The sequence below is a fragment of the Novosphingobium mississippiense genome, from assembly GCF_044029535.1.
In the GTDB taxonomy this organism is placed as follows: domain Bacteria; phylum Pseudomonadota; class Alphaproteobacteria; order Sphingomonadales; family Sphingomonadaceae; genus Novosphingobium.
Genome location: NZ_CP147003.1, coordinates 1,410,033 through 1,432,947 on the forward strand (window position 1 = coordinate 1,410,033; position 22,915 = coordinate 1,432,947).

Consider the following 22,915-nt stretch of genomic DNA (forward strand, 5'->3'; position numbering starts at 1 on the left):
GATGCCGTGCAGCGCAGCGACACAGCCACGGCCAAACTTCTGCCCATGTTGGATTTTGCGTAGATTTGCATAAATTTGCGGTTCCAGATATCGCCCCGCCCCGCGCACACGTTTAGCCAGAACCAATCGCCGCGCATTGCAACCGGCTTCCCCTTCGCGCGTCCCAAAGGGCATGTGGCCCACTTCGAATCGATCTTGCCGGGAGTTCGCCATGAGTGAAGAACGCGTCATCGAGGGTGTGGCCTGCATGTGGATGCGCGGCGGCACTTCGAAAGGCGGCTACTTCCTCAAGCAGGACCTGCCCGCCGATCCCGCCGCGCGCGATGCCTTCCTGCTGTCGATCATGGGCTCCCCCGATCCGCGCCAGATCGATGGCATGGGCGGCGCCGACCCGCTGACCAGCAAGGTCGCGGTCGTAGCCAAGTCCACGCGCGAAGGGATCGATGTCGATTACCTGTTCCTGCAGGTCTTCGTCGATCAGGCGCTCGTCAGCGATCAGCAGAACTGCGGCAACATCCTTGCCGGCATCGGCCCCTTCGCCATCGAGCGCGGGCTGATCGCAGCCAGGGGTGACGAGACGAACGTCACCATCTTCATGGAAAACACCGGCCAGGTCGCCGTCGCCACCGTGCAGACGCCGGGCGGAGCCGTCACCTACAAGGGCGATGCCACGATCGACGGCGTGCCCGGCAGCCATGCCCCGGTGCCGCTGGAATTCCGCGATACCGCCGGCTCCTCCTGCGGCGCGCTGCTGCCCACCGGCAATGCCGTGGACGAAGTGAACGGCGTGCGGGTGACGTTGATCGACAACGGCATGCCCTGCGTGGTGATGAAGGCCGAAGACGTCGGCATCACCGGCTATGAAGACCGCGCGAGCCTGGACGCCAACACCGAGTTGAAGGCCAGGATCGAGGCCATCCGCCTTGCCGTGGGCGAGCGGATGAACCTGGGCGATGTCAAGGACAAGTCGGTTCCCAAGATGATGTTGGTCGCCCCGCCGAAGCATGGCGGCGCGGTGACCGTGCGCAGTTTCATTCCCCACCGCGCGCACGCCACGATCGGCGTGCTGGGCGCGGTCTCCGTGGCGACGGCCTGCCTGATCGAAGGCTCGCCAGCCGCCGAAGTGGCCATAAGCCCCGAGGGTCGCCGCAAGACGCTGTCGGTCGAACATCCGACCGGCGAGATGTCCTGTGTCCTCGAAGTGGACGAGGGCGGCGCCGTGATCAGCGCCGCCCTCCTTCGCACCGCACGCAAGCTGATGGACGGGGTGGTTTTCGCCGACTGACGGGCAATGGGCCGCAGGACGGACTGAAAACGGCGCAACAATGCAGCCTTGGGGCCACGGTCCGCTATTTTCCCAACGATTTCAGAATCTATTCGCCGCAACGCAACATTCCGCGTTATCAGGGCTTCAAGGGATTCAAAAAACGTCCCGTCCTGACAGGAGTTTGCGACCATGGCCAAGACACTCGCCCTGACCACGACCATTGCCGCCGCCGCGCTATTTGCCGTCGCCGGCTGCAAGGGCCCCCAGACCGCGCCCGACAGTTCCACCAGCGCATCGGATTCCCCGGTGGACGTCGGCACGATCGTCAAGGAGCGCAAGGCGAACTTCAAGGACATCGGCAAGTCGAACAAGGTGGCCAAGGCCGCGCTGGAAAGCACGCCGCCCGATTTCGCCACCGCCTCTTCCGCGGCCGCCTCCATCAAGGAAGATGCAGGCAAGATCGTCGGCTTCTTCCCCGACGGCACTGGCCCGGATGCCAGTTCCAAGACCGAAGCATTGCCGGTGATCTGGCAGAAGAACGGCGAATTCAAGGCCGCGGCCGACAAGCTGGCCAGCGCGGCTGACGAGTTGAAGACCGCTGCCGACGCCAAGGACCTTGCCGCCACCACCAAGGCGATGGGTGACATCGGCGGCGCTTGCAAGGGCTGCCACGAACAGTTCCGGAAGAAGGACAAGTGATCGCGACGCCGGATAAGCCCGGCGTTCGCACGCCCCTTTGGGATCTTCCCGTCCGCTTCATCCACTGGGCTTTCGTGGTGCTGATCCCGGCCCTGTGGTGGACGGCGGAAAACGGCAAGATGGCGCTGCACATGCAGATCGGCACGGTGCTGCTGCAACTGCTGGTAATCCGTATCCTCTGGGGCTTCGTGGGCGGATCGACCGCCCGCTTCACCGCCTTCGTGCGCGGCCCCGGCGCGGTGCTGGCCTATTTTCGCGGCAAGGGCAGCGACGCCCCCTCCCCCGGCCACAACCCGGCCGGCGGGTGGAGCGTGATCGCGCTGCTGGGCCTGATGAGCCTGCAGGTCACGCTGGGGCTATTCTCGGGCGACGAGGACGACGGCGTGACCGGGCCGCTCAACCATCTCGTCCCGTTCACCACCGCCGACCGGGCGACCGATCTCCACGGCATCGTGTTCTACCTGATACTGGCGCTGATCGTGCTGCACATCGCCGCCGTGCTCTGGTATCGCCTGGCTCGGCGCGACAACCTGATCGCACCGATGGTGACCGGCAAGCGCGTGCTTCCCGCCGGCACTCCGGCACTGGTACGCGCCCCGGCCTGGCGCTTCATCGCCTGCGTGGTGGTGGCATGGCTGGTCGGCTGGGCGATCTGGAGCGGGGTGAAGGTTTGAGGGACCGGCTTCAAGCGCCTTGAACAGTGAGGCGGATCATGCCGTTCTGTTGGGTCGCCAAGACCTGAGTATCCGAAAGCCCATGTCCATCACCATGCCGCCCCCGCGAAGGCGGGGGCCCCGCTTTTTTTGGTTCACGCAGAGGCGCGGAGACGCAGAGAGACTGAAGCCCCGCGCGCGCCTCGCCTCTGCGCCAACGGCGGCCTTTAAGAAGGAGCGTTATCCCCTCCTTCGCGAGGATGACGAGAGTTTGGGATGATGCGCTTTCCCGAGGCCAAAGCGGATTGCTGAACCGCCGCTACCCCTTCAACGCCCGCAGCTCCTTCCGCGCCGCCATATAGTTCGGCAGCACGCTGTTCGCATAAGTGCCGAAGATCGGCAGGTCCGCGTGGTCGATCGTTTCGGCGTCGGCATAGTGGGCGATGATCGCATCGGAATCGTTCATGTACTTGCCCGGCGCGTATTGCACGGTGGGGAAGGTCACCTTCTCGAAATGCGGGGCGAGTTCGGCGCGGATGGCGGCTTCGTTCTCATCTCCCTGTGCGAACATGCGCTGCTCGAAACGGTCGAGCAGGTCGGCTTCCAGCAGGAATATCCGCAGCTTCAGGCAATGCGGGCAAGTTGCCTTCAGATAGAGAACCGGGCGAAAGTCATTGTCGGCCATGGATTTTCCTCGCAATCGTCATTCGGTGAACGAGATGGAGGTCGGCTTGGCAACGTCAAGCCCGCTGCCGGTGGCGGTCAGCCTTCCGCTGGCACGGTCCACCGCGAAGACGGCGAGATGACCCGATCCCTGATTGGCCACCACCAGCCACTTGCCATCGCGGGAGAGCGAGAAGCCCCACGGCACTTGCCCGCCGCAATCGACCGCATAGACCGGGGTCAGGCCGCCATCCTGCTGCACGGCATAGACCTGAACGCGATTGGCCGCGCGGTTGCCCGCGTAAAGGAAGCGCCCGTCGCGCGCGATGGCGATTTCCGATCCGCTGCGCGTACCGGGGAAGTCCGCCGGATCGAGCTGGGTGGTCGCCAGCGGGGCCAGCCTGCCCTGCCGGGCGTCCCACGCGAAGCTGACGATCGAGCCGCCCATCTCGGTGATCAGGAAGGCGTGGCGACCATCCGGGGCAAAGACGATGTGGCGCGGGCCGGAGGCGGGCGGCAGCGCCACGAACGGCACCGGCGCCGGCGAGAGCGTGCCCTTGGCAGCATCGAAGCGGTAGATGAAGACCTTGTCCGCGCCGAGATCGGGCGAGAGCACCCAGCGGCCCGAAGGATCGAGCGTCACGCCGTGCGCGTGCGGGCCTTTCTGTCGCTTGTGCGGGCCGGATCCCTGATGGGTATCGACGCTGGCCGGCTGGGCCGCCGGCTTGCCGTCACCTGCCGCCAGCAGCGCGGCGACCGGGATGGCGGAGACCTGCCCGGTGCCGTAATTGGCCACGAACAGCGTGCGCCCGTCAGCCGACAGGGCCAGGTGGGTCGGCCCGCCCCCGCCCGAATCCGCACGCCCCTTCGCCGTCAGCGCGCCGGTGGCGGGATCGTACGCGAAGCCGGTGACGGTGCCGTGGGTGACGCCGTCGTTGCCGGTTTCGCTCACCGCGAAAAGGCGATGGTGGACGGGATCGGCCAGAACCCAGGTGGGCCGCTCCATTTCGCCCACCACGCCCAGCGACGTGAGCGCGCCGGTCCGGGAATCGAGCCGCACCCCGACCACGCCCTGCCCCGGCCCGCTGCCCTGCGTGCCGACATAGGCCAGCGCCTGCCCCGGCGTTTCCGCAGCGGGCACGGTGGCACACCCGGCCAGAGCCCAGCCCGCGATTCCGCAAAGGGCCCCGCACCGGGCCCAGCACCGAACTGCCCGCCAGAGCTTCGCTTTCATTTCGCTTCCTTTCCCGGTCATTCCCGGCAGGCTAGCCGAGCCTTGCAGGCCGGGCCACCGCACTGCACGCAATCTATCGGGGACGGCGCCGAAATTAGGGTCGGGAGCATCACGTTATTTCAAGACTTTGCGCGCAAACCGCAGGGCGATGATCAAGACCATCCTGGACCCAAGCGGCCTTCGGCTGTTCCCGAAGGACCGGACGGCCGCCCTGGTGGCGACAGTGTCCAGCGTGGTGAGCGTAACGCTTTTCGTCCTGCTGCTTGACGGGCTGCTGTTCCGCCGGGCGCTGCCCGAAGGCTACGAGGCGCTTTTCACCACGCCCCTGCTGCCACGCATGCTGTTCTCCGCCACGGGATCGATGCTAGAGGAAATCCAGTACCGCCTGTTGCTGACCACGGCGCTGGTCGTGCTGGCAAGCGCCATCGCCCGCAGGCCGCTGTCGCCCTTGGCCATGGTGCTGATCATCGGTGGCGTGCAGTTGTTCAACGCGTGGATTCCGGTTTCGCATTACCCCGTCTACGGCACCTTGCGGTACTGGCTGGTCGGCTGCGTCTGGGGCCTGCTGTATTGGCGGCACGGCTTCCTGGCCGCGCTGGCGGGGCATGGCGCCGTGCATCTGCTGCTCGACCCCGCCCTTCGCGAGATGCTGCTGCTCACGCAGTGACCCTGTCGATCGCCGGCGTGTGCAAATCTGCGTGACGCAGACACACAGGCTGCATGCAACGGCCGTTGCGCCTGCCCGTTCCGATACTTAGGTTAACCCCGCGCCCCTCTCTCCCACCTCGCGCGGGCGCGGCGATAAAGGAGCCTTTGCTCATGGAATTCCGTCGCGAATCCGACTCCATCGGCGAGATCGACGTCCCCGCCGCCGCCTATTGGGGCGCGCAGACCGAGCGCAGCCTGCACAATTTCCCGTTCGGCCCGACCGAGCGGATGCCGATCGCCATCGTCCATGCCCTCGCCCGCGTGAAGCTGGCCGCGGCTCGCGTGAACGAGAAGCACGGGCTGGACACCGGCCTGGCGCGCGCGATCGAGGCAGCGGCGGCCGAAGTGATCTCCGGCACGCTGGACGATCAGTTCCCGCTGGTCATCTGGCAGACCGGATCGGGGACGCAGAGCAACATGAACGTGAACGAGGTGATCGCCGGCCGCGCCAACGAGCTGCTTTCGGGCAAGCGCGGCGGCAAGGATCCGGTGCACCCCAACGATCACGTCAATCGCGGGCAATCGTCCAACGACAGCTTCCCCACCGCACTCCACGTCGCGGCGGCCGTGGAAGTCGAACGGGCACTCCTGCCGGCGCTGGAACGGCTTACCCAGTCACTGGACGCCAAGGCCAAGGCCTGGACCGATGTGGTCAAGATCGGCCGCACCCACTTGCAGGATGCGACGCCGCTGACACTGGGGCAGGAGTTTTCCGGCTACGTCCAGCAGCTTCGCGACGCGCGGGAACGGCTGGTCCATGCCGAACAGGGCGTGCTGCGGCTGGCGCAGGGCGGCACGGCAGTGGGCACCGGGCTCAACGCGCCCCAAGGCTTCGCGGCGGACGTGGCGGCGGATCTTGCCACCCAGACCGGGCTGGCCTTCGTGCCCGCGCCGAACACGTTCGAGGCGCTGGCCAGCAACGATGCGCTGGTGCAGCTTTCCGGCACGCTTTCCACGCTGGCGGTGGCGCTGACCAAGATCGCCAACGACATTCGCCTGCTCGGCTCCGGCCCCCGTTCCGGCCTGGGGGAGCTGGACTTGCCCGCGAACGAGCCGGGCAGCTCGATCATGCCCGGCAAGGTCAACCCCACCCAGTGCGAAATGCTGACGATGGTGGCCGCGCAAGTGATCGGCAACCATCAGGCGGCCACCATCGGCGGCCTGCAGGGCGCGTTCGAACTCAATGTGTTCAAGCCGCTGATCGGATCGGCGGTGATCCGCTCAATCAGCCTGCTCGCCATCGGCATGGTCAGCTTTGCCGAGCGCTGCGTGGACGGGATCGAGCCCAACCGCAGGCGCATCGCCGAACTGGTGGAGCGCTCGCTGATGCTGGTGACCGCGCTGGCGCCGGAAATCGGCTATGACAACGCCGCCAAGATCGCCAAGCACGCCCATGCGGACGGGCTGACCTTGCGTGAGGCGGCGCTCGATCTCGGGCTGGTGGACGAAGCGACGTTCGACCGCGTGGTGCGCCCGGAAACGATGGTCTGACGGAAAGGGCGGCCCTGCCAGCGGGCCGCCCTCTCGCATCACAGCTTCATCGACAGTTCGACATCATCCGCGAACGGCACCGACAGGTAGCCGCCATCGGCCTCGCGCACGCGGGCGAGGTATTCGGGGCAGTAGTCGGCATTGTCCGCCAGCACGAAGGCGCCGGGCCGCAGGCGACTTTCCAGACGGTCCAGCACATCGGGATAGAGCGATTTGGCGCCGTCCAGCAGGACAAGGTCGATACTGTCCGGCAGCCCCTCCGCCAGCGTTTCCAGCGCATCCCCCACGCGGATCTCGACGAGGTCGGCCAGTCCGGCCTCGGCGAGGTGCGCGCGGGCCTTTTTGACCTTGCCCGGCTCGAACTCGGTGGTGATCACCAGGCCGCCGCCATTGTCGCGCAGCGCCGCGGCAAGATGGATGGTGGAAATGCCGAAGGAGGTGCCGAACTCCACCACCGTGCGGGCATTGCCGCTGCGGGCCAGCATATAGAGCAGCCGGCCCGCTTCGGGCGAGACGGGCAGCGGCACCTCGCGCAGCGTGCCGTACATCTCCCGCCAGGCGGTCTTGTCCTGCATCAGCCGCGTGGTTTCCTGTTCCGACATGCCTTCGAACGCGCGAAACATTTCGGCGCGCAGGCGATCGGATTCTTCGAAAAGTCGCGCCAGCAGCGGGGCGACGGGGCTTTGGGTCAAGGTGTTCATCTTGTTCTCCAGGACGCGTCGTTGCGTCGGGGAGAAAAATATGAACAATTGATCACGTTTTCTAATCGCATTCCCGAGAGGGCCAATGGCCACCGCTGAAACCCCGCAGATTTCCACGCGAAAGCGCCCCCGGCAGAGCCGCTCCGAAGAGACCGTGAAGGCGATTCTGCAAGCTGCCGCTCAGGTTCTGGCGAGCGAGGGCGCCACCCGCTTCACCACCGCGCGGGTGGCCGAGCGCGCGGGCGTCAGCATCGGTTCGCTCTACCAGTATTTCCCGAACAAGGCGGCGATCCTGTTCCGCCTGCAGAGCGAGGAATGGACCGAGACGCGCGACCTGCTGGGCACGATCCTGTCCGACACCAGCCAGCCCCCGGCCGAGCGGGTGCGGCGGCTGGTCCATGCCTTCGTGCGGTCCGAATGTGCGGAGGCCGACTTGCGGCAGGCGCTGAGCGACGCGGCGCCGCTCTACCGCGATGCGCCCGAGGCGCAGGCGGCACGGGCCAGCAGTCAGGGAGTGATGCGCCGGTTCTTTGCCGAAGCCCTGCCCCACGCATCCGACCAGACGCGCGATCTGGCCGCGCGGATGATCAAGACGACGCTACGCGAAGTGGCCAAGAGCTTTTCGGAAACCCCGCGCGGCGAGGAAGAGATCGCCCAATGGTCCGACGCGATGGCGGACATGCTCTGCGCTTATCTGGAAAGTCTCGGCGCTCGCGACGGGGGGATCCGCGAGCGCCGAAGGGGATAAGGACTATTTGAAAATCCGCGGTCGGCGGATTTTCAGTCCAAACACTTAACCGCCGGCCTGTTCCGACGGCCCACCGATGGCGCGCACGTAGGAAACGGCTGCGCGCATCCGTTCGGTGTCCACCGCGATGGCCGAGCGCTGGGCATCCAGCGCGTCGGTCTGGGCGGTCACCACGTCGAGGTAGCCCGCCGCGCCGTCACGATAGCGCGACATCGCGATCTCGCTGGTGCGCTGGGCGGCATCGGCAGCTTGCTGCTGCGCTTTGCCCTGTGCCTCAAGCTGGCGCATCGCCGCAATGGAGTCCTCCACTTCGCGGAAGGCGTCCAGCACGGTGCCGCGATAGTCGGCAGCGGCTTCGTCGTATTCGGCACGTGAGATCTTCACTTGCGAGCGGCGTGCACCGCCGTCGAAGACGTTCAGCAGCGCGGTCAGCGGGCCCAACGCCCACATCGCGTTCGGTGCGCTCAGCAGGTTGCCGCCGGTGGTCTGCCAACCGCCCGAGGCACCCAGACCGATGGTCGGGAACCAGGCCGCGCGGGCGACGCCGATGCGGGCATTGGCAGCGAACACGCGACGCTCTGCCGCGGCAATGTCCGGGCGGCGCTGGAGCAGTTCGGACGGGGTGCCGACGGCGATCGCCGGGGTGGCAAACGCGGCTTCCTGCGGGGCGACGTGGAAGCTGGATGCCAGCGCGCCGGTCAGCGCGGCAAGCTCATGCTCGGTCTGCGCGCGCTGGTTGGCGATCGAGGCGACTTGCGCCTGCGCGTTGCCCAACACGGTGCGGGCGCGATTGACGTCGATGCCCGAGGAGATGCCGCCTTCGTGGCGCGTCTCGGTCAGCTGGGCGGCGCGCTGGAAGGCGTCCACCGAGCGGTCGAGCAGGGCCGCCTGCGCATCGAGGCCGCGCAGGCGCAAGTAGGCATCCGCCACCGAGGCCTGCAGACTGAGCCGCGCCGAGGCGAGGTCGCTCTGCGAAGCGGCGGCTTCGGCATTGCCGGCCTTCACGCTGTTGCGCACCCGGCCCCAGAGGTCCAGTTCGTAGGAGGCGCTGCCACCGACGATGTAGTTGTTGTAGGTGGCGGACGATCCCGACGACAGCGGACGCCCGGCCGAAACGCGGTTGCGCGAGGCATCGCCGGACACGCCGATCTGCGGATAGAGATCGGCGGCAGCCACCCCGGCGGCACCACGCGCCTGGTCATAGCGGGCCAGCGCGGCGGCCAGCGTCGGGCTGGCGGCCGCGGCGCGGCTTTCCAGATCGTCCAGCACCGGATCGCCGAACACGGTCCACCAGTCGCCACGCAGTTCCGCGTCACGCGGAGCGGCGGGGGCCCAGCCCTTCATCTCCGCGAACTGTTCGGGCGCGGCGGGCAGGCTGGACTGCGGCGGCGTGTAGGTGGGCGCCATCGAGCAGCCCGCCAGCGCCGTCCCTGCAAGGAGGGACAGCGCGAGGAGCGCCCGCTTAGCCATGCGTTGCGGCCTTTGCAGGCGCGGCCGGTGCGGCATCGGCCGCCTGCGGCTGCACGCGGTCACCCGTGCGGATCGAATCCGGCGGCGAATCCACCACGTGGTCGCCCAGGTTCACGCCGACCGAGACGATCACCGCCTTGCCCTGATCGCGGGCGATGGTGATCGGGCGCACGGTCACGCGGTTGTCCGCGCCGACCACGGCCACGCTGGGGCCCTTGTCGGTATAGAGCACGGCGCTGCCCGGCAGCGTCACGCCCTTCAGCGTGGCGTCCACGTCGAAGTGGGCCTGCACGAAGGCGCCCGGCTTCAGCGCGCCGTCGTTGTTGTCCGCCTGCACTTCCACCAGCACCGCGCCCGACTGGGCATCGACGGCGCCGGCGCTGCGGCTGACAGTGCCGGGGAAGGTGCGGCCCGGGAATTCCGGCAGGCTCAGCTGCACGGTCACGCCCGGATTGACCTGCGCCGAATAGATCTGCGGCACGCGGACGTAGACACGCATCTTGTGCACGTCGGACACGGTGAACAGCGGCTGCGCGGCGGCGTTGCCGGCCACCACCAGCGCACCGATCTGCGCGGAGCGGCTGGTGACCACGCCCGCGAAAGGCGCGGCAAGCTGGGTGAAGCCATGCTGGGCCTGAAGCTCACGCACTTGCGCCAGCGCGGCATTGGCCAGCGCGGTCTTGGCGGCAAGGTCGCCCGCCTTCTCGTCCACTTCCTGCTGCGAGACGGCATCCTTCGCCAGCATCGCGCTCCAGCGCTTGGCCGTAGTGGCGGCAAGGCGCTGGTTGGCAACCGCGGTCTGGTAATCCGCCTTGGCCTGCGCCAGCTGCTGGTCGATTTCCGGCGCATCCAGGATGGCGAGCGGCTGGCCCGCCTTCACGTGATCGCCGATGTCCGCCAGCCACTTGCTGACATAGCCGTTGGTGCGTGCGTTGATCGCGGCGCTGTTCCACGCCTGCGCGGTGCCCGGCAGGGTCAGCCCGCCCTCACCCGCCGCCGTCTGGGGAATGACCACCGCGACGGTGGGCAGCGCGGCGTCTTCGCTCACGGTCTTCAGGTCGCGCGTCGCCTGGATGCGGGTGGCGGTGCCCACGCCGACCACGGCCAGCGCCACGATGGCCGCGCCGATGCCGACACGCTTCAGGGTGCGGCTGCTGGGACCGGTGGGGATGTCGTTGTCCATGGGGGCCTCGGGAGTGTGGTGCATCTGGGGATCAAGCATGGGCGGCCTCCATTTCTGCGGCGGCTTCGTGATGCTTGCGACGGCTGTGGAAGAAAGCGAACACGGTGGGAACGAAGAACAGCGTTGCGATCGTGGCGCAGATCAGGCCGCCGATCACGGCGCGGCCCAGCGGGGCGTTCTGCTCGCCACCTTCGCCAAGGCCCAGCGCCATCGGCGCCATGCCGATGATCATCGCCAGCGCGGTCATGAGAACCGGGCGGAAGCGGACCAGGCCGGCCTCCATCGCCGCCTTCACCGGATCGCCCAGCTCTGCCAGCTTTTCGCGGGCGAAGCTGACGACCAGGATCGAGTTGGCGGTGGCGACGCCCATGCACATGATCGCGCCGGTCAGGGCCGGGACGGACAGCGTCGTCCCCGTGGCGAACAGCATCCAGACGATGCCGGCAAGGGCGGCGGGCAGCGCCGTGATGATGATGAACGGGTCCAGCCAGGACTGGAAGTTCACCACGATCAGCAGGTAGATCAGCACCACGGCGGCCAGCAGGCCCCAGCCAAGGCCGGAGAAGGCGGTGTTCATCGTCTGGTACTGGCCACGGATGGTGACGCTGGCGCCCTTGGGCACTTCGCCCTTCAGCGAGTTGATCGCGTGCTGCACGTCACCCGCCACGGCGCCAAGGTCGCGGCCCTGGGTGGTGGCGTAGACGTCGATGACGGGCGCGATGTTGTAGTGCGAGACGATCGGCGCCGTGCTCGACCGGGTGAGCGTGGCCAGCGCGCCCAGCGGTTGCGGACGGGTGGCGCTGGAACCGGAGACCGGCAGGTTGGCCAGCTTGCTCATCGAATCGACGGCATAGTCGGGGGCCTGCGCCACCACCGGATACTGCACGCCGTTGTCCGGGTTCACGAAGTAGACGGGTGCCGTCTGCGACGTGCCGGCCAGCGAGTTGCCAAGGCTGGTGGTCACGTCCCTTTCGGTAAGGCCGTACTGGCCCACGCGGGCACGGTCCACGTCCACGTCGATCTGCGGCGAGTTGGCCGGCTGCTGTAGGCGCAGGTCCGCCAGGCCGGGCACGCGCGCCAGCTTCGCCATCAGCTTGTGCGCATAGGCACGGGCCGCTTCCGGATCCTTGCCGGTGATCTGCACGTCGATCGGCGAAGGCGAACCGAAGTTCAGGATCTGGCTGGTGATGTCCGCCGGCAGGAACGCGAACTGCATGCCGGGAAAGCGGCGCGGAAGTTCGCGACGCAGCTGGTTGACGTAGCCTTCGGTGGGCTTGTGGCCCTCCTCCAGCGTGATCAGCATGTCGCCGTCCTGCGGACCGATGGTGCCGCTGTTGTTGTAGACGGTGTTGATCGAGCTGACCGGCAGACCGATGTTGTCGGTAACCGACTTCAGTTCCGTGCCGGGAATGATCTTGCGCACTTCGGCGGTGATCTGTTCGAAATTGCGGGCCGCCTCGTCGATGCGGGTGCCCACCGGCACGCGCACGTGCATGGCGATCTGGCCGGAATCCACCGCCGGGAAGAAGTTGCTACCCAGCAGCGGCATCAGCCCGAACGACAGCACGACCACCGCCAGGAAGCCGATCATGAACGGCTTCTTGGACCGCAGGGCGCGGGCCAGCATGCCCAGATAACCGTCACGGATCTTCTCGAACTTCGCTTCGAACCCGCGCTGGAAGCGCACGAGGGGGTTCTTCGATTCCGGCGTGCCGGCATTGTGCGAATTCTCGCCATGCGGGGCATGCGGCTTCAGCAGGTACATCGCCATGGTCGGCACCAGGGTGCGCGACAGGATGAACGAGGCGATCATCGCGAAGACCACCGACAGCGCCATCGGCACGAACAGGTAGCCCGCAACGCCCGGCAGGAAGAACATCGGCACGAAGACGATGCAGATGCACAGCAGCGAGACGAAGGCCGGCGTCACGATCTGGGCGGCGCCGTCCAGGATCGCCTCCATCACGCCCTTGCCCTGTTCGAGGTGCCAATTGATGTTCTCGATCGTCACCGTCGCGTCGTCGACCAGGATGCCGACGGCAAGGGCAAGGCCGCCCAGCGTCATCACGTTCATCGTCTGCCCGAACACGGCCAGCGCGGCAACGGCGGCCAGCACCGCCAGCGGGATGGAGACGGCGATGATGACGGTGGAACGCCAGGAGCCGAGGAACAGCAGGATCATCAGCGAGGTGAGCGCGGCGGCCATGGCGCCTTCATGAAGCACGCCGGAAACGGCGGCCTTCACGAACAGCGACTGATCGCCCACCGGCAGCACCTTCAGCGTATCCGGCAGGGTGGAGGTGATCTTGGGCAGCGCGCCCTTCACCCCGTCCACCACCGCCAGCGTGGAGGCGGCGCCATTCTTCAGCACGGTCAGCAGCACCGAACGGCTGCCCTGCACGTGGACGACGTTCTGCTGCTGGGCGCTGCCGTCGCGCACGAAGGCCACGTCGCGCATGTAGATCGTCGCGCCGTTGACCACCTTCACCGGCAGGTCGTTCAGCGCCTCGATCGAACCGGGCGTGTTGTTCAGGCGAACAGTGTACTGCGCCGGGCCGATCTTGACGAAGCCGGCCGGGTTGATCTGGTTCTGCGCGGCGATGGCGTTGCCGACGTCCTGCGCCGAAAGGCCACGCGCCTGAAGCGCATCGGGATCAAGGTCCACCTGCACCTGGCGCTGCTTGCCGCCCGAAGGATAGGGCATGGCCAGGCCGGGAATGGTGACAAGGCCGGTGCGCACCTGGTTCTGGCCGATGTCGAACAGCTGCTGTTCGGACAGGCCCTTGCCGGACAGTGCCAGCTGCAGGATCGGCACGGTCGATGCGGAATAGTTCAGGATCAGCGGCGGGTTCACACCCGGCGGCATCTGCTTCAGCACCGTCTGCGAGACCGAGGTGACCTGCGCGGTGGCGGTGCGGATGTCCACGCCCGGCTGGAAGTAGATCTTCACCACGCCCATGCCCTGGAAGGACTGGCTTTCGATATGTTCGATATCGTTGACCGTGGTGGTCAGGATGCGCTCGTAAGGCGTCACCATGCGGTCCGACATATCCTGCGGGGACAGGCCGGTATAGGTCCAGGCGACCGCGATGACGGGGATCTTGATGTCCGGGAAGATATCGACCGGTGTGCGGAAGGCGGCAATCAAGCCCCCAATCGCGATAAGAATGGCCATGACGATAAACGTCAGAGGGCGATGCAGCGCGGTCTTGACGATTCCCAGCATCGATAACTCCAGTCGCCGGAGGTCCGCGCAGGCATGCACGGCTCACCGGCCAGATCGCCTCACCCCGTGTGATGGTTTTTATGAAGGGGCGAACGCCGGAAGGGCCACGCCATCGGCGCGGCCGGAAACCCGCTTCGACCCATCTCGTTTTTTCGAGAATCAGGCGACTATCAGCTTGGGACGCGGGGAAATAGATACTTAGTTTTGATTGCTGTCATGAAGCTGGTTCATGACTGGCGCGTCACAAACTGTGGCCGAAGCCCGTTTGTGACGGAAAATCCGCAGTATACTGCGGATTACACGCGCTCCAGCAGGACCGCCAAGCCTTGTCCCACGCCGATGCACAGGAAGGCAAGGGCGTAACGACCATCCGTTCGGCTGAGCTGTTCGACCGCACTCATCGCGATTCTGGCGCCCGACATGCCCAGTGGATGGCCCAAGGCGATGGCCCCGCCGTTCGGATTGACGCGCGATTCGGTGAAGGGATCGACGCCCAGATCGCGCAGCGTGGCGATGGCCTGGCTGGCGAAGGCTTCGTTCAGTTCGATCACGTCGATCCGGTCCATCGAAAGCCCGGATCTGCGCAGCACCTTGCGGGCTGCCTCGATCGGCCCTGCGCCCATCACGCGGGGCGCGATGCCCGACGCGGCCATGCCGATCACCCGCGCGCGCGGGGTCAGACCATGGCGCTTCGCAGCGTCCTCGCTGGCGACCAGCATCGCCGCCGCGCCGTCGTTCAGGCCGGAGGCATTGCCCGCCGTCACCGTGCCGTCCGCCCGCACCACCGGCTTCAGTCTGGCCAGGGCTTCAAGGCTGGTGGCGCGCGGATGTTCGTCGCGGTCGAAGACCAGCGCCTCACCCTTTCTTTGCGGGATGGTGACGGGCACGATCTCCGCCGCGAGACGGCCGTTCGCTTGCGCGATCGCGGCCTTTTCCTGGCTGGCGAGCGCAAAGCGATCCTGATCCTCACGGCTGACCTGCCATTGATCGGCAACATTCTCACCCGTCTGCGGCATCGTATCGACGCCATAGGCGGCCTTCATCGCCGGATTTATGAACCGCCAGCCGAGTGTCGTATCCTCGATCTTCTGATCGCGACCGAAGGCGCTGCCTGCCTTGCCCATGACATAGGGCGCGCGAGTCATCGATTCGACACCGCCGGCTATCATCAGATCGGCATCGCCGCTGCGGATCGCCTGCGCCGCCATGCCCAGCGCGTTGAGGCCGGAACTGCACAGGCGGTTGACCGTCACCCCCGGCACCGTTTCCGGCAGCCCGGCCAGCAGCACCGCCATGCGCGCCACGTTGCGGTTGTCCTCCCCCGCCTGATTGGCGCAGCCGAGGATCACGTCGTCCACCGAGGCCCAATCCACGCCCGGATTCCGTTCGACCAGCGCGCGCAAGGGGATCGCGGCGAGATCGTCGGCGCGGACGCCGGAAAGCGAGCCGTTCAGCTTGCCGATGGGGGTGCGGATGGCGTCGCAGACGAATGCTTCGGTCATGGGGGATCAGCCTTCGAGGAAGGAAATGAGCGCGGCGGCCAGCGCCTCGGGCGCTTCCAGCGGCGCGAGGTGCGCGGCGGAGAGTGCGGCGTGGGCGGAACCGGGAATGCGCGCCAGCAAGTGATCGCCGTGCCCTTCCAGCGGGGTGGAGGTGTCGCGCGTGCCGGTGACGACCAGGGTGGGCGCGGCAATGCCGGCAATGCGCTCGGCCAGATCCATGTCGCGGATCGCCGCACCGCAGCCGGCATAGCCCTGCGGGTCCATCGTCACCAATTGGCGGCGCACCGTCTCGTAGAGCGCGGGGTTTTCGGCGCGCAGTTCGTCCGAAAGAAAGCGGCCCATCGCCAGATCGGCGATTGCGGCCATGCCGAGGCTGCGGACCTTGGCGATGCGGTCGTTCCACGAAGCCGCATCCATCGTTGCGGAGGTGCAGACCAGCGCCAGCTTCTCCACTTGCGCGGGACGCGCCAGCGCCAGTTCCATGCCGATCATGCCGCCCAGCGATACGCCCGCCAGCGCGAACCGCTCGATCCCCGCATCATGCGCCACCGCCATGACATCGCGCGCCAGCAGTTGCATCGAGAAGTCGCCCGGTTCGGCCGTGGAGGCGCCATGGCCGCGCGTGTCGATCCGCAGCAGCCGGAAGCGCGGGCGCAGCAGCGGCAGCACCGGATCCCACAAGTCCATGTCGGTACCGATCGAGTTGAGCAGCACCAACGGGCGAGCCTCCGCCCGCCCTTCCAGTTTCCAGTAGAGCCGTGCGCCGGGAACGCTGGTGAACATCAGAGGGCCTCTTCCAGCGCGGAAACGAAAGGCGCGCCGGTCTTGGCGGTCACTTCCTCAAGGCTGACGCCGGGCGCGAGTTCTACGAGCGTGAGGCCGCCCATCTTTCTGTCGACGGCAAAGACGGCCAGATCGCTGACGATCATGTCCACCACGCGCTTGCCGGTCAGCGGCAGGGTGCAGGCAGGCAGGATCTTGGGATCGCCGTGCTTGGAGACGTGATCCATCACCACGATCACCTTCTTCACCCCGGCGACCAGATCCATCGCCCCGCCCATGCCCTTCACCATCTTGCCCGGGATCGTCCAGTTGGCGAGGTCGCCCTCGGCCGAGACTTCCATCGCGCCCAGCACGGCCATGTCGATATGGCCACCGCGGATCATCGCGAAGCTGTCCGCGCTGGAGAAGAAGCTGCTGGTGGGCAGCGCGGTGATCGTCTGCTTGCCGGCGTTGATCAGGTCGGGATCGACTTCGTCGTCATAAGGGAACGGGCCGATGCCGAGCATGCCGTTCTCGCTCTGCAGCGTCACCTTGATGCCGGTCGGCACATGGTTCGCCACCAGCGTGGGGATGCCGATGCCCAGGTTCACATAGTACCCGTCGCGCAGTTCCTTGGCGGCGCGGGCGGCCATTTCATCACGGGTCCAGCTCATCAGACAGTTTCCTGCTTTTCGGTATCTTTGGCGCGAACGGTACGCTTCTCGATGCGCTTCTCGTTGATGGTCGAAAGCACCACGCGGTCGACGTAGATGCCGGGGGTGTGGACGCAGTCGGGATCGAACGTGCCGGCGGGGACGATCTCCTCCACCTCGGCCACGGTGACCTTCCCGGCCGTCGCCATGTTCGGGTTGAAGTTGCGCGCGGTCTTGCGGAACATCAGGTTGCCCTCCTCGTCCGCGCGCCAGGCCTTGATGATCGCAAGGTCGGCGCGCAGCCAGGTTTCGCGCACATATTCCTCCCCCTCGAACACTTCGACCGGCTTGCCTTCGGCGACCACGGTGCCGACGCCCGTCTTGGTGTAGAACGCCGGGATGCCCGCGCCGCCGGCGCGGATGCGCTCGGCCAGCGTGCCCTGCGGGTTGAGTTCGAGTTCAAGTTCGCCAGAGAGGTACTGGCTTTCGAACAGCTTGTTCTCGCCCACGTAGGAGGAGATCATCTTCTTCACCTGCCGGCTCTCCAGCAGCATCCACAGGCCGAAGCCGTCGGCGCCCGCATTGTTGGAAATGACCGTCAGGTCCGAGACACCCGCCGCGCGCACTTCGGGGATCAAGCTTTCGGGATTGCCCGAGAGCCCGAACCCGCCGGACATGATCGTCATGCCGTCGAACAGCAGACCTTCGAGGGCTGCGGCGGGGCTATCGTAAATCTTGGACATCTGATGTCTCCGTCTTAACCGAGATCGCCGCCTGCGACGGGCAGCACGGTGCCGGTCACGTAGCTGGCCTCGTCAGAGGCGAGGAACAGGATCGGGGCGATCTGCTCCTCAAGGGTTCCGTAGCGCTTGAGGAAGGCGGAATCGGTGACTTGCGCCACTGCCTCGGCCATCCATGCCTGTTCTGCCGGGTTGTCGCCTTCAGCGTTGCGCGCGACACGGCGGGGGGGAGCGCTCGTGCCGCCCGGTGCCGTCGCGACGACACGAATGCCCGCTTCGGCGTATTCCATGGCCAGGCTCTGGGTCAGGCCGTTGATCCCGCCCTTCGCCGCCGAATAGGGCACCCGGCGAATGCCGCGCGTGGCGTTGGAGGAAAGGTTCACGATGGTCCCAGATCCCTGACCGTTTTGGCCCTGCCCCAGCATCGTCGGCAGAACGGCATGGCAGCAATAGAGCGTCGGCATCAGCGAGCGGCGGATTTCCGCATCGATCTGCGCGGGCTCGAACTCGGCATAGGGCCGCATCCGGATCGCGCCGCCGACATTGTTGATCAGGATGTCGATCCGGCCGAAAGCTTCAACGGCCTTCGCCATCGCCACTGCCGCGCCTTCGTAGGTCTCAAGGTCGCAGCAGACGGAAACGGCTTTTCCGCCCGCCGCCACGATGGCCTGTTCCACCTCGGTCACGAATTCGGCGCGGTCGACCAGAACCACGCTCGCGCCCTCGGCAGCGGCGCGGGCTGCGACACCGGCCCCGATGCCCTGCGCCGCGCCGGTCACGACCATGACTTTACCCGCGAAACGTGCCTTGAAGATCACGGCACCCTCCTCAGACGTGGTAGATGTCGATGACCTGATGAATGTAGTCGTCCTTCAGGACGATCTTCTTCTTCAGGATCAACGGCGTCTCGCCACCAGAAACTCCGGCGGTATCCAGCGTCAGGAACGTGGTCCCGAAGAACTGCTGCGTCTGCTGGTAGCGGTGGCTGAGCGTGTGCCAGTTGTAGCGCAAGTCCACCTGCCCTTCCCGGCTCGCCAGAACTTCGACATTGCCGATGAAGTGGGCAGAGCGCGGCTCGGGCGTGGAGGCGGAGGAGCGCTCGGTGTTCAGGCGGTAGACGCGGTCTTCCAGCCCCTGCCGATTGGCATAGTAGATCAGCGAGATTTCAGTCTGCGGATCGGTGCAGAGCGCATCGTCGTCGGTCCACGCCGGCATCCAGTATTCCACGTCGGGCGAATAGCATTCCAGCCACTCGTCGAACCGGCGATCGTCCAGCAGTCGCGCCTCGCGGTAGAGGAAGGCGCAGATTTCGCGATAGGAAATCGCTTCACGGGTCATGTCGAGCGTGCTCATTCCGCCGCCTCCATCATCGGCGGCTGATTGGCCGCGTCCTTCGCCAGACCGTCCAGCATGATCCGGGCCCAGAACTCGTGCTGGCGCACGAACAGCCCCTCGTCCTCGCTGCGCTCGCTGGAGAGCAGCGGGTTCATGCCCATCGCGGTCGCATTGGCGTCCGCGCCGTGGATCCAGCGGGTGGCGCCGCGGCTGAGGTCGTTCCACAGCTCGCCCGCGCCTTCGTAGGCCTTCTGGCAGGACCGGAATTCCTCCAGATCGTCGGGCGTGCCCATGCCGGTGACGTTGAAGAAATCCTCGTACTGGCGGATGCGGTGGGCGCGGTCCTCGGCGCTCTCGCCCTTGGGGGCGTAGCAATAGATCGTCACTTCGGTGGTGTGCACGTCGATCGGGCGGACGACGCGGATCTGGGTCGAGAACTGGTCCATCAGGAACACGTTGGGATAGAGCGCCAGATTGCGCGTCTGTTCGATGATGAACTTCGCCTTGTCCTCACCCAGCCGGGCGTCGAGTTCCGGCTTGTGGTTCCAGATCGGCCGCACTTCGGGATTGATCACCTGCGTCCAGAGCAGGATGTGCCCATGCTCGAAGCCGTAGACGCCGCTGGCGGGCGCCTTGGACCAGCCGTTGGCATCCACTGCCTTGGTGCCGCCCTCGGCCCGACGGCCCATGGTGGACTGGTAGTTTTCGTGAACGGAGCTGACGTGATAGCCGTCGCAGCCGTTCTCCATCTGCATCTTCCAGTTGCCGTCGAAGGTGTAGGTGGAATTGCCGGTCAGCACTTCCAGCCCCTCGGGCGCCTGATCGACCATCTGGTCGATGATCACCTTGGCCTCACCCAGATGGTCTTCCAGCGGCAGCACGTCATGGTTCAGCGATCCGAACACGAAGCCGCGATAGCTCTCGACGCGCACCTTGGTCAGGTCGTGCGATCCCTCATGGTCGAAGCTATCCGGATAGGCGCCGGTGCTGGCATCCTTGGCGCGCAGCAGCTTGCCGTCGGTCTTGAAGCTCCAGCCGTGGAATGGGCAGACGAACAGCGGCTGGTTGCCCCGCTTGCGGCGGCACAGCTTGGCGCCGCGATGCGCGCAGGCATTGACCACGCCGTTGATCGCGCCGTCCTTGGCCCGGGTCAGGATCACGGGCGTGCGCCCGATCCAGGTCGTGAAGTAATCGTTCTTGTTCGGAAGCTGGCTTTCGTGGGCCAGATAGACCCAGTTGCTTTCGAAGATGTACTTCATTTCCAGTTCGAACAGCGCCGGATCGGTGAAGACGTCCCGGCGGCAGCGGAACTCTCCGGTTTCGACGTCATCGACCACGGCGGTCGAGACCCGGTGCATGAGGCGTTCGTACATGATCCTGTCTCCCGTTATGGTGCGTTAGGCCGTTTCTGTTTCCGGCTGCGGTTCGACCTCGGCACGGGCGCGGGACGAGAAGTGCTCGTCGTCCGCATCGGCGGCGCGCTGCATCTGGAAGTCGAACTGGATGTAGGCGCTGTCGCCCTGGCGGCTGGGCACCGGCAGCAGGCCCTCACGGGTGCCGAAGGCGAAGTCGTCGGCCGCGAAGGGATCGTCGCCGAAGTTGATCTGCGTCGTCAGCGTGCGATAGCCCGGCGCCTCTATGAAGAAATGGACGTGGGCGGGGCGATTGCCGTGGCGGCCCAGCGCCTGCATCAGCTGGTCGGTCGATCCGCCCGGCGGCACCGAGTAACCGCTCGGCTGCTTGGAATGGAACGCATAGCGCCCGTCCTTGCCCAGCTTGATGCGGCGGCGGTTGTTGAACGGGGTCTGCTCGCCGGTCGGGTCGAAGTGCGAATACCAGCCCTTCGAATTGGCATGCCAGACGTGGACCACGGCATTCTCCACCGCCTCGCCGTCCGGGCCGGTGACATGGCCGGTCATGTGCAGAACCGTGGTGCCCTCGTCCTCGTCGACGGAGAGGTTCACGTTGCCTTCCACCAGCGGCGCACCGGCGACATAGAGCGGGCCTTCGATGGTACGCGGGGTGCCGCCGGAGAGGCCGGCCTCGGCATCCTTGGCGTCCATGTATAGGTCCAGGAAATGCTCAAGGCCGGTGCCCGGCACGATCAGGCCGATCTCGCCCGCGCTGTCCGACAGATACTTCATGGCGAGCCAGAACTCGCTTTCGGAGATGTCGTGGCGGACGATCAGCTCCATCACCAACTCGGTAAGGTCGCGCATGATCGCCTTGAGGCGGGGGCTGCCGCCGCTCTCGTTCACGCCGGCGGCGCGGTCGAGCAGCTGCTGGATTTCCGGGGTCTTTACGAAGCTGACGTCCATTTTGTTCTCTCCCAAGGACTGTATTCAGTGGCTCCGGCGATCAGCGATCGTCGTCATGGATGGAGGATGGGTGCCGGCAGAGCGGCGTGATTTTCATGGTCATGAAAGGGTAGAGCGGCAGCGCCATCAGCGTGTCGTGCAGCGCTGCATTGCTCTCGACATCGAAGATCGAGACGTTGGAATAGAGCCCGACCTTGCGCCAGATATGGCGCCACACGCCGGCAGTCTGGAGCTTCTGGAAATAGGCCTTCTCGGCGGCCTTGATCTTCGCGGCCTCTTCAGCATCGAAGTCCAGCGGAATGTTGACGTCCATTTCGACCATGAACAGCATGGCTCAGGCTCCTGCATTTACGGCGTGAAGGATGGGTGCGGTGCGGTCACGCCGGAAAAAGGCGATCTTGTCGGGATCGAGCGCGATGCCCAGGCCAGGGCCGGTCGGCACCTTCAGCGAAAAGTCCCCGTAGCCGAGCGGTTCGGTCAGCACTTCCTCGGTCTGCAGCAGCGGGCCGAACAGCTCGGTGCCCCAGACCAGATCGGGAACGGTGGCGAAGACATGGGCCGACGCCGCCGTGCCCACGCCGCCTTCCAGCATCGTGCCGCCATAGAGGCCGATACCCGCCGCCGTGCCGATCGCAGCCACTTCCGCCGTGGCGAAAAGGCCGCCCGACTGCGCGATCTTCAGCGCGAAGACGCCCGCCGCCCCGGCAGCGGCAATGCGCAGTGCCGTGCGCGGGCCGTGCAGCGCCTCGTCCGCCATCAGCGGCACCGCCTGCGTGGTGGCAAGGCGGGTCATCGCCGCGATATCGTCCCCGGCGATGGGCTGTTCGACCAGATCGCAGCCCACATCCTGCAGCATCGCCATGCCCAGCTTGGCCTGCGCCTCGCTCCAGTTCTGGTTCACGTCCACGCGGACACTCGCCCGATCACCCAGCGCCTTGCAGATCGCGCCGACATGGGCAATGTCCTGCGCTACGCTGCGCTTGCCGATCTTCAGCTTGAAGATGCGGTGGCGGCGGAGCGAGAGCATTTCCTCACCCTCTGCGATGTCGCGCGCGGTGTCGCCGCTGGCGAGGGTCCAAGCCACCGGCATGTCGTCGCGCACGCGGCCCCCGCCGATCAGGTCAGAGACCGGCACGCCCAGGCGCTTGCCCGCCATGTCCAGCAGCGCGGTTTCCACGGCGCACTTGGCGAAGTGATTGCCGCGCACGCACTTGGCCACTTTGGCCATCGTCGCGCCGACGCGGCTGATATCGCAGGTCTTCAGGACCGGGACGATATAGGTGTCGATGGCGGACTTGATGCTTTCCGGGCTTTCCTCGCCATAGCTGAGGCCGCCGATCGTGGTGCCCTCGCCGATGCCTTCGACCCCATCCCTGTCGGTCAAGCGCACGATCACCATCGCCTGCGAATGCATCGTGGCCATGGCCAGCACATGCGGGCGGATCGTCGGCACATCGACGATTAAGGTATCAGCGCGATCGAGCGCAGCCATTGCAGAACCTCTCCGGTATGCTTAGGGTTTCGGGAGCAAATTAGGGATGAGGCTGAGTCGCATCAAAGAC

Annotated in this window: 22 protein-coding genes; 6 read left to right on the forward strand and 16 right to left on the reverse strand. The window is 66.3% G+C overall.

Going from position 1 to position 22,915, the window contains the following annotated elements:
- The first annotated feature begins 211 nt into the window (after nt 1-211).
- The 3 genes from WBP06_RS24700 to WBP06_RS24710 all read left to right on the forward strand — a co-directional run bounded on the left by WBP06_RS24700 (nt 212) and on the right by WBP06_RS24710 (nt 2,640).
- Nucleotides 212-1,285: a 4-oxalomesaconate tautomerase gene (locus WBP06_RS24700; protein WP_395334919.1), complete on the forward strand. Its 1,074-nt coding sequence runs from the start codon at nt 212-214 to the stop codon at nt 1,283-1,285.
- A 171-nt stretch (nt 1,286-1,456) separates the two neighbouring features.
- Nucleotides 1,457-1,966, forward strand: coding sequence for a c-type cytochrome (locus WBP06_RS24705; RefSeq protein ID WP_395334921.1), 510 nt, complete (start codon nt 1,457-1,459; stop codon nt 1,964-1,966).
- The gene (locus tag WBP06_RS24710; protein ID WP_395334923.1) at nt 1,963-2,640 is read left to right on the forward strand and encodes a cytochrome b/b6 domain-containing protein; all 678 of its coding nucleotides are present in this window, start codon (nt 1,963-1,965) and stop codon (nt 2,638-2,640) included. Before WBP06_RS24705 ends, WBP06_RS24710 begins: the two co-directional genes overlap by 4 nt.
- Before the next feature lie 298 nt (nt 2,641-2,938).
- Here WBP06_RS24710 and WBP06_RS24715 read toward each other — a convergent pair whose 3' ends face one another.
- Both WBP06_RS24715 and WBP06_RS24720 read right to left on the reverse strand, forming a co-directional pair.
- Nucleotides 2,939-3,304 (reverse strand): glutathione S-transferase N-terminal domain-containing protein, encoded by a 366-nt coding sequence (locus WBP06_RS24715; protein ID WP_395334925.1) that lies wholly within the window; start codon nt 3,302-3,304, stop codon nt 2,939-2,941.
- Nucleotides 3,305-3,322: 18 nt separating this feature from the next.
- Nucleotides 3,323-4,423 carry a lactonase family protein gene (locus WBP06_RS24720; protein WP_395334927.1) on the reverse strand — a complete coding sequence of 367 codons (1,101 nt, stop codon included), beginning with the start codon at nt 4,421-4,423 and terminating at the stop codon, nt 3,323-3,325.
- A gap of 241 nt (nt 4,424-4,664) precedes the next feature.
- On the opposite strand from WBP06_RS24720, the gene WBP06_RS24725 reads away from it, so the two are divergent.
- Complete coding sequence (locus WBP06_RS24725) at nt 4,665-5,183, forward strand: hypothetical protein (protein WP_395334930.1); 519 nt, start codon at nt 4,665-4,667, stop codon at nt 5,181-5,183.
- Nucleotides 5,184-5,335: 152 nt separating this feature from the next.
- A complete protein-coding gene (fumC, locus tag WBP06_RS24730; RefSeq protein WP_395334932.1) occupies nt 5,336-6,715 on the forward strand; it encodes a class II fumarate hydratase in 1,380 nt (459 codons plus the stop codon).
- A gap of 38 nt (nt 6,716-6,753) precedes the next feature.
- On the opposite strand, the gene WBP06_RS24735 is transcribed toward fumC, so the two are convergent.
- Nucleotides 6,754-7,416, reverse strand: coding sequence for an O-methyltransferase (locus WBP06_RS24735; protein ID WP_395334934.1), 663 nt, complete (start codon nt 7,414-7,416; stop codon nt 6,754-6,756).
- A gap of 85 nt (nt 7,417-7,501) precedes the next feature.
- Here WBP06_RS24735 and WBP06_RS24740 point away from each other — a divergent pair, with 85 nt between their 5' ends.
- Nucleotides 7,502-8,164 carry a TetR family transcriptional regulator gene (locus WBP06_RS24740; protein ID WP_395334937.1) on the forward strand — a complete coding sequence of 221 codons (663 nt, stop codon included), beginning with the start codon at nt 7,502-7,504 and terminating at the stop codon, nt 8,162-8,164.
- 45 nt (nt 8,165-8,209) lie between these two features.
- Here the strand turns inward: WBP06_RS24740 and WBP06_RS24745 are convergent, their stop codons facing one another.
- From WBP06_RS24745 to WBP06_RS24805, 13 genes are all read right to left on the reverse strand, one after another.
- Complete coding sequence (locus WBP06_RS24745) at nt 8,210-9,634, reverse strand: efflux transporter outer membrane subunit (RefSeq protein WP_395334940.1); 1,425 nt, start codon at nt 9,632-9,634, stop codon at nt 8,210-8,212.
- Nucleotides 9,627-10,856 (reverse strand): efflux RND transporter periplasmic adaptor subunit, encoded by a 1,230-nt coding sequence (locus WBP06_RS24750; protein ID WP_395334942.1) that lies wholly within the window; start codon nt 10,854-10,856, stop codon nt 9,627-9,629. Before WBP06_RS24750 ends, WBP06_RS24745 begins: the two co-directional genes overlap by 8 nt.
- The gene (locus WBP06_RS24755) at nt 10,849-14,043 is read right to left on the reverse strand and encodes an efflux RND transporter permease subunit (RefSeq protein ID WP_395334944.1); all 3,195 of its coding nucleotides are present in this window, start codon (nt 14,041-14,043) and stop codon (nt 10,849-10,851) included. The genes WBP06_RS24750 and WBP06_RS24755 overlap by 8 nt, the downstream gene beginning before the upstream one ends.
- 296 nt (nt 14,044-14,339) lie before the next feature.
- A complete protein-coding gene (gene pcaF / locus WBP06_RS24760) occupies nt 14,340-15,545 on the reverse strand; it encodes a 3-oxoadipyl-CoA thiolase (protein ID WP_395334946.1) in 1,206 nt (401 codons plus the stop codon).
- 6 nt (nt 15,546-15,551) lie between these two features.
- Entirely contained in the window at nt 15,552-16,328 is a 777-nt protein-coding gene (gene pcaD, locus WBP06_RS24765; protein ID WP_395334948.1) for a 3-oxoadipate enol-lactonase, read from the reverse strand.
- Entirely contained in the window at nt 16,328-16,981 is a 654-nt protein-coding gene (locus WBP06_RS24770) for a 3-oxoacid CoA-transferase subunit B (RefSeq protein WP_395334950.1), read from the reverse strand. Before WBP06_RS24770 ends, pcaD begins: the two co-directional genes overlap by 1 nt.
- Nucleotides 16,981-17,703, reverse strand: a complete 723-nt coding sequence (locus WBP06_RS24775) for a CoA transferase subunit A (protein ID WP_395334952.1) — start codon at nt 17,701-17,703, stop codon at nt 16,981-16,983. Before WBP06_RS24775 ends, WBP06_RS24770 begins: the two co-directional genes overlap by 1 nt.
- Before the next feature lie 14 nt (nt 17,704-17,717).
- Nucleotides 17,718-18,518 (reverse strand): benzoate diol dehydrogenase BenD, encoded by an 801-nt coding sequence (gene benD / locus WBP06_RS24780; RefSeq protein ID WP_395334954.1) that lies wholly within the window; start codon nt 18,516-18,518, stop codon nt 17,718-17,720.
- 10 nt (nt 18,519-18,528) lie between these two features.
- Nucleotides 18,529-19,053, reverse strand: coding sequence for a benzoate 1,2-dioxygenase small subunit (gene benB / locus WBP06_RS24785; protein WP_395334956.1), 525 nt, complete (start codon nt 19,051-19,053; stop codon nt 18,529-18,531).
- Nucleotides 19,050-20,408: an SRPBCC family protein gene (locus WBP06_RS24790; protein WP_395334959.1), complete on the reverse strand. Its 1,359-nt coding sequence runs from the start codon at nt 20,406-20,408 to the stop codon at nt 19,050-19,052. Before WBP06_RS24790 ends, benB begins: the two co-directional genes overlap by 4 nt.
- A 24-nt stretch (nt 20,409-20,432) precedes the next feature.
- On the reverse strand, nt 20,433-21,353 hold the full coding sequence (locus tag WBP06_RS24795; RefSeq protein ID WP_395334962.1) for a dioxygenase: 921 nt from the start codon (nt 21,351-21,353) through the stop codon (nt 20,433-20,435).
- A 40-nt stretch (nt 21,354-21,393) separates the two neighbouring features.
- Nucleotides 21,394-21,684 carry a muconolactone Delta-isomerase gene (gene catC, locus WBP06_RS24800; RefSeq protein ID WP_395334964.1) on the reverse strand — a complete coding sequence of 97 codons (291 nt, stop codon included), beginning with the start codon at nt 21,682-21,684 and terminating at the stop codon, nt 21,394-21,396.
- A 3-nt stretch (nt 21,685-21,687) separates the two neighbouring features.
- Complete coding sequence (locus tag WBP06_RS24805) at nt 21,688-22,845, reverse strand: muconate/chloromuconate family cycloisomerase (protein WP_395334967.1); 1,158 nt, start codon at nt 22,843-22,845, stop codon at nt 21,688-21,690.
- Nucleotides 22,846-22,915: the final 70 nt, after the last annotated feature.

Coding starts and splice junctions, on each gene's coding strand:
- WBP06_RS24700 (WP_395334919.1), top strand. CDS start 212: ATGAGTGAAGAACGCGTCATCGAGGGTGTGGCCTGCATGTGGATGCGC.
- WBP06_RS24705 (WP_395334921.1), top strand. CDS start 1,457: ATGGCCAAGACACTCGCCCTGACCACGACCATTGCCGCCGCCGCGCTA.
- WBP06_RS24715 (WP_395334925.1), bottom strand. CDS start 3,304: ATGGCCGACAATGACTTTCGCCCGGTTCTCTATCTGAAGGCAACTTGC.
- WBP06_RS24725 (WP_395334930.1), top strand. CDS start 4,665: ATGATCAAGACCATCCTGGACCCAAGCGGCCTTCGGCTGTTCCCGAAG.
- fumC (WP_395334932.1), top strand. CDS start 5,336: ATGGAATTCCGTCGCGAATCCGACTCCATCGGCGAGATCGACGTCCCC.
- WBP06_RS24735 (WP_395334934.1), bottom strand. CDS start 7,416: ATGAACACCTTGACCCAAAGCCCCGTCGCCCCGCTGCTGGCGCGACTT.
- WBP06_RS24740 (WP_395334937.1), top strand. CDS start 7,502: ATGGCCACCGCTGAAACCCCGCAGATTTCCACGCGAAAGCGCCCCCGG.
- WBP06_RS24745 (WP_395334940.1), bottom strand. CDS start 9,634: ATGGCTAAGCGGGCGCTCCTCGCGCTGTCCCTCCTTGCAGGGACGGCG.
- WBP06_RS24750 (WP_395334942.1), bottom strand. CDS start 10,856: ATGCTTGATCCCCAGATGCACCACACTCCCGAGGCCCCCATGGACAAC.
- WBP06_RS24755 (WP_395334944.1), bottom strand. CDS start 14,043: ATGCTGGGAATCGTCAAGACCGCGCTGCATCGCCCTCTGACGTTTATC.
- pcaF (WP_395334946.1), bottom strand. CDS start 15,545: ATGACCGAAGCATTCGTCTGCGACGCCATCCGCACCCCCATCGGCAAG.
- pcaD (WP_395334948.1), bottom strand. CDS start 16,328: ATGTTCACCAGCGTTCCCGGCGCACGGCTCTACTGGAAACTGGAAGGG.
- WBP06_RS24770 (WP_395334950.1), bottom strand. CDS start 16,981: ATGAGCTGGACCCGTGATGAAATGGCCGCCCGCGCCGCCAAGGAACTG.
- WBP06_RS24775 (WP_395334952.1), bottom strand. CDS start 17,703: ATGTCCAAGATTTACGATAGCCCCGCCGCAGCCCTCGAAGGTCTGCTG.
- benB (WP_395334956.1), bottom strand. CDS start 19,053: ATGAGCACGCTCGACATGACCCGTGAAGCGATTTCCTATCGCGAAATC.
- WBP06_RS24790 (WP_395334959.1), bottom strand. CDS start 20,408: ATGTACGAACGCCTCATGCACCGGGTCTCGACCGCCGTGGTCGATGAC.
- WBP06_RS24795 (WP_395334962.1), bottom strand. CDS start 21,353: ATGGACGTCAGCTTCGTAAAGACCCCGGAAATCCAGCAGCTGCTCGAC.
- catC (WP_395334964.1), bottom strand. CDS start 21,684: ATGCTGTTCATGGTCGAAATGGACGTCAACATTCCGCTGGACTTCGAT.
- WBP06_RS24805 (WP_395334967.1), bottom strand. CDS start 22,845: ATGGCTGCGCTCGATCGCGCTGATACCTTAATCGTCGATGTGCCGACG.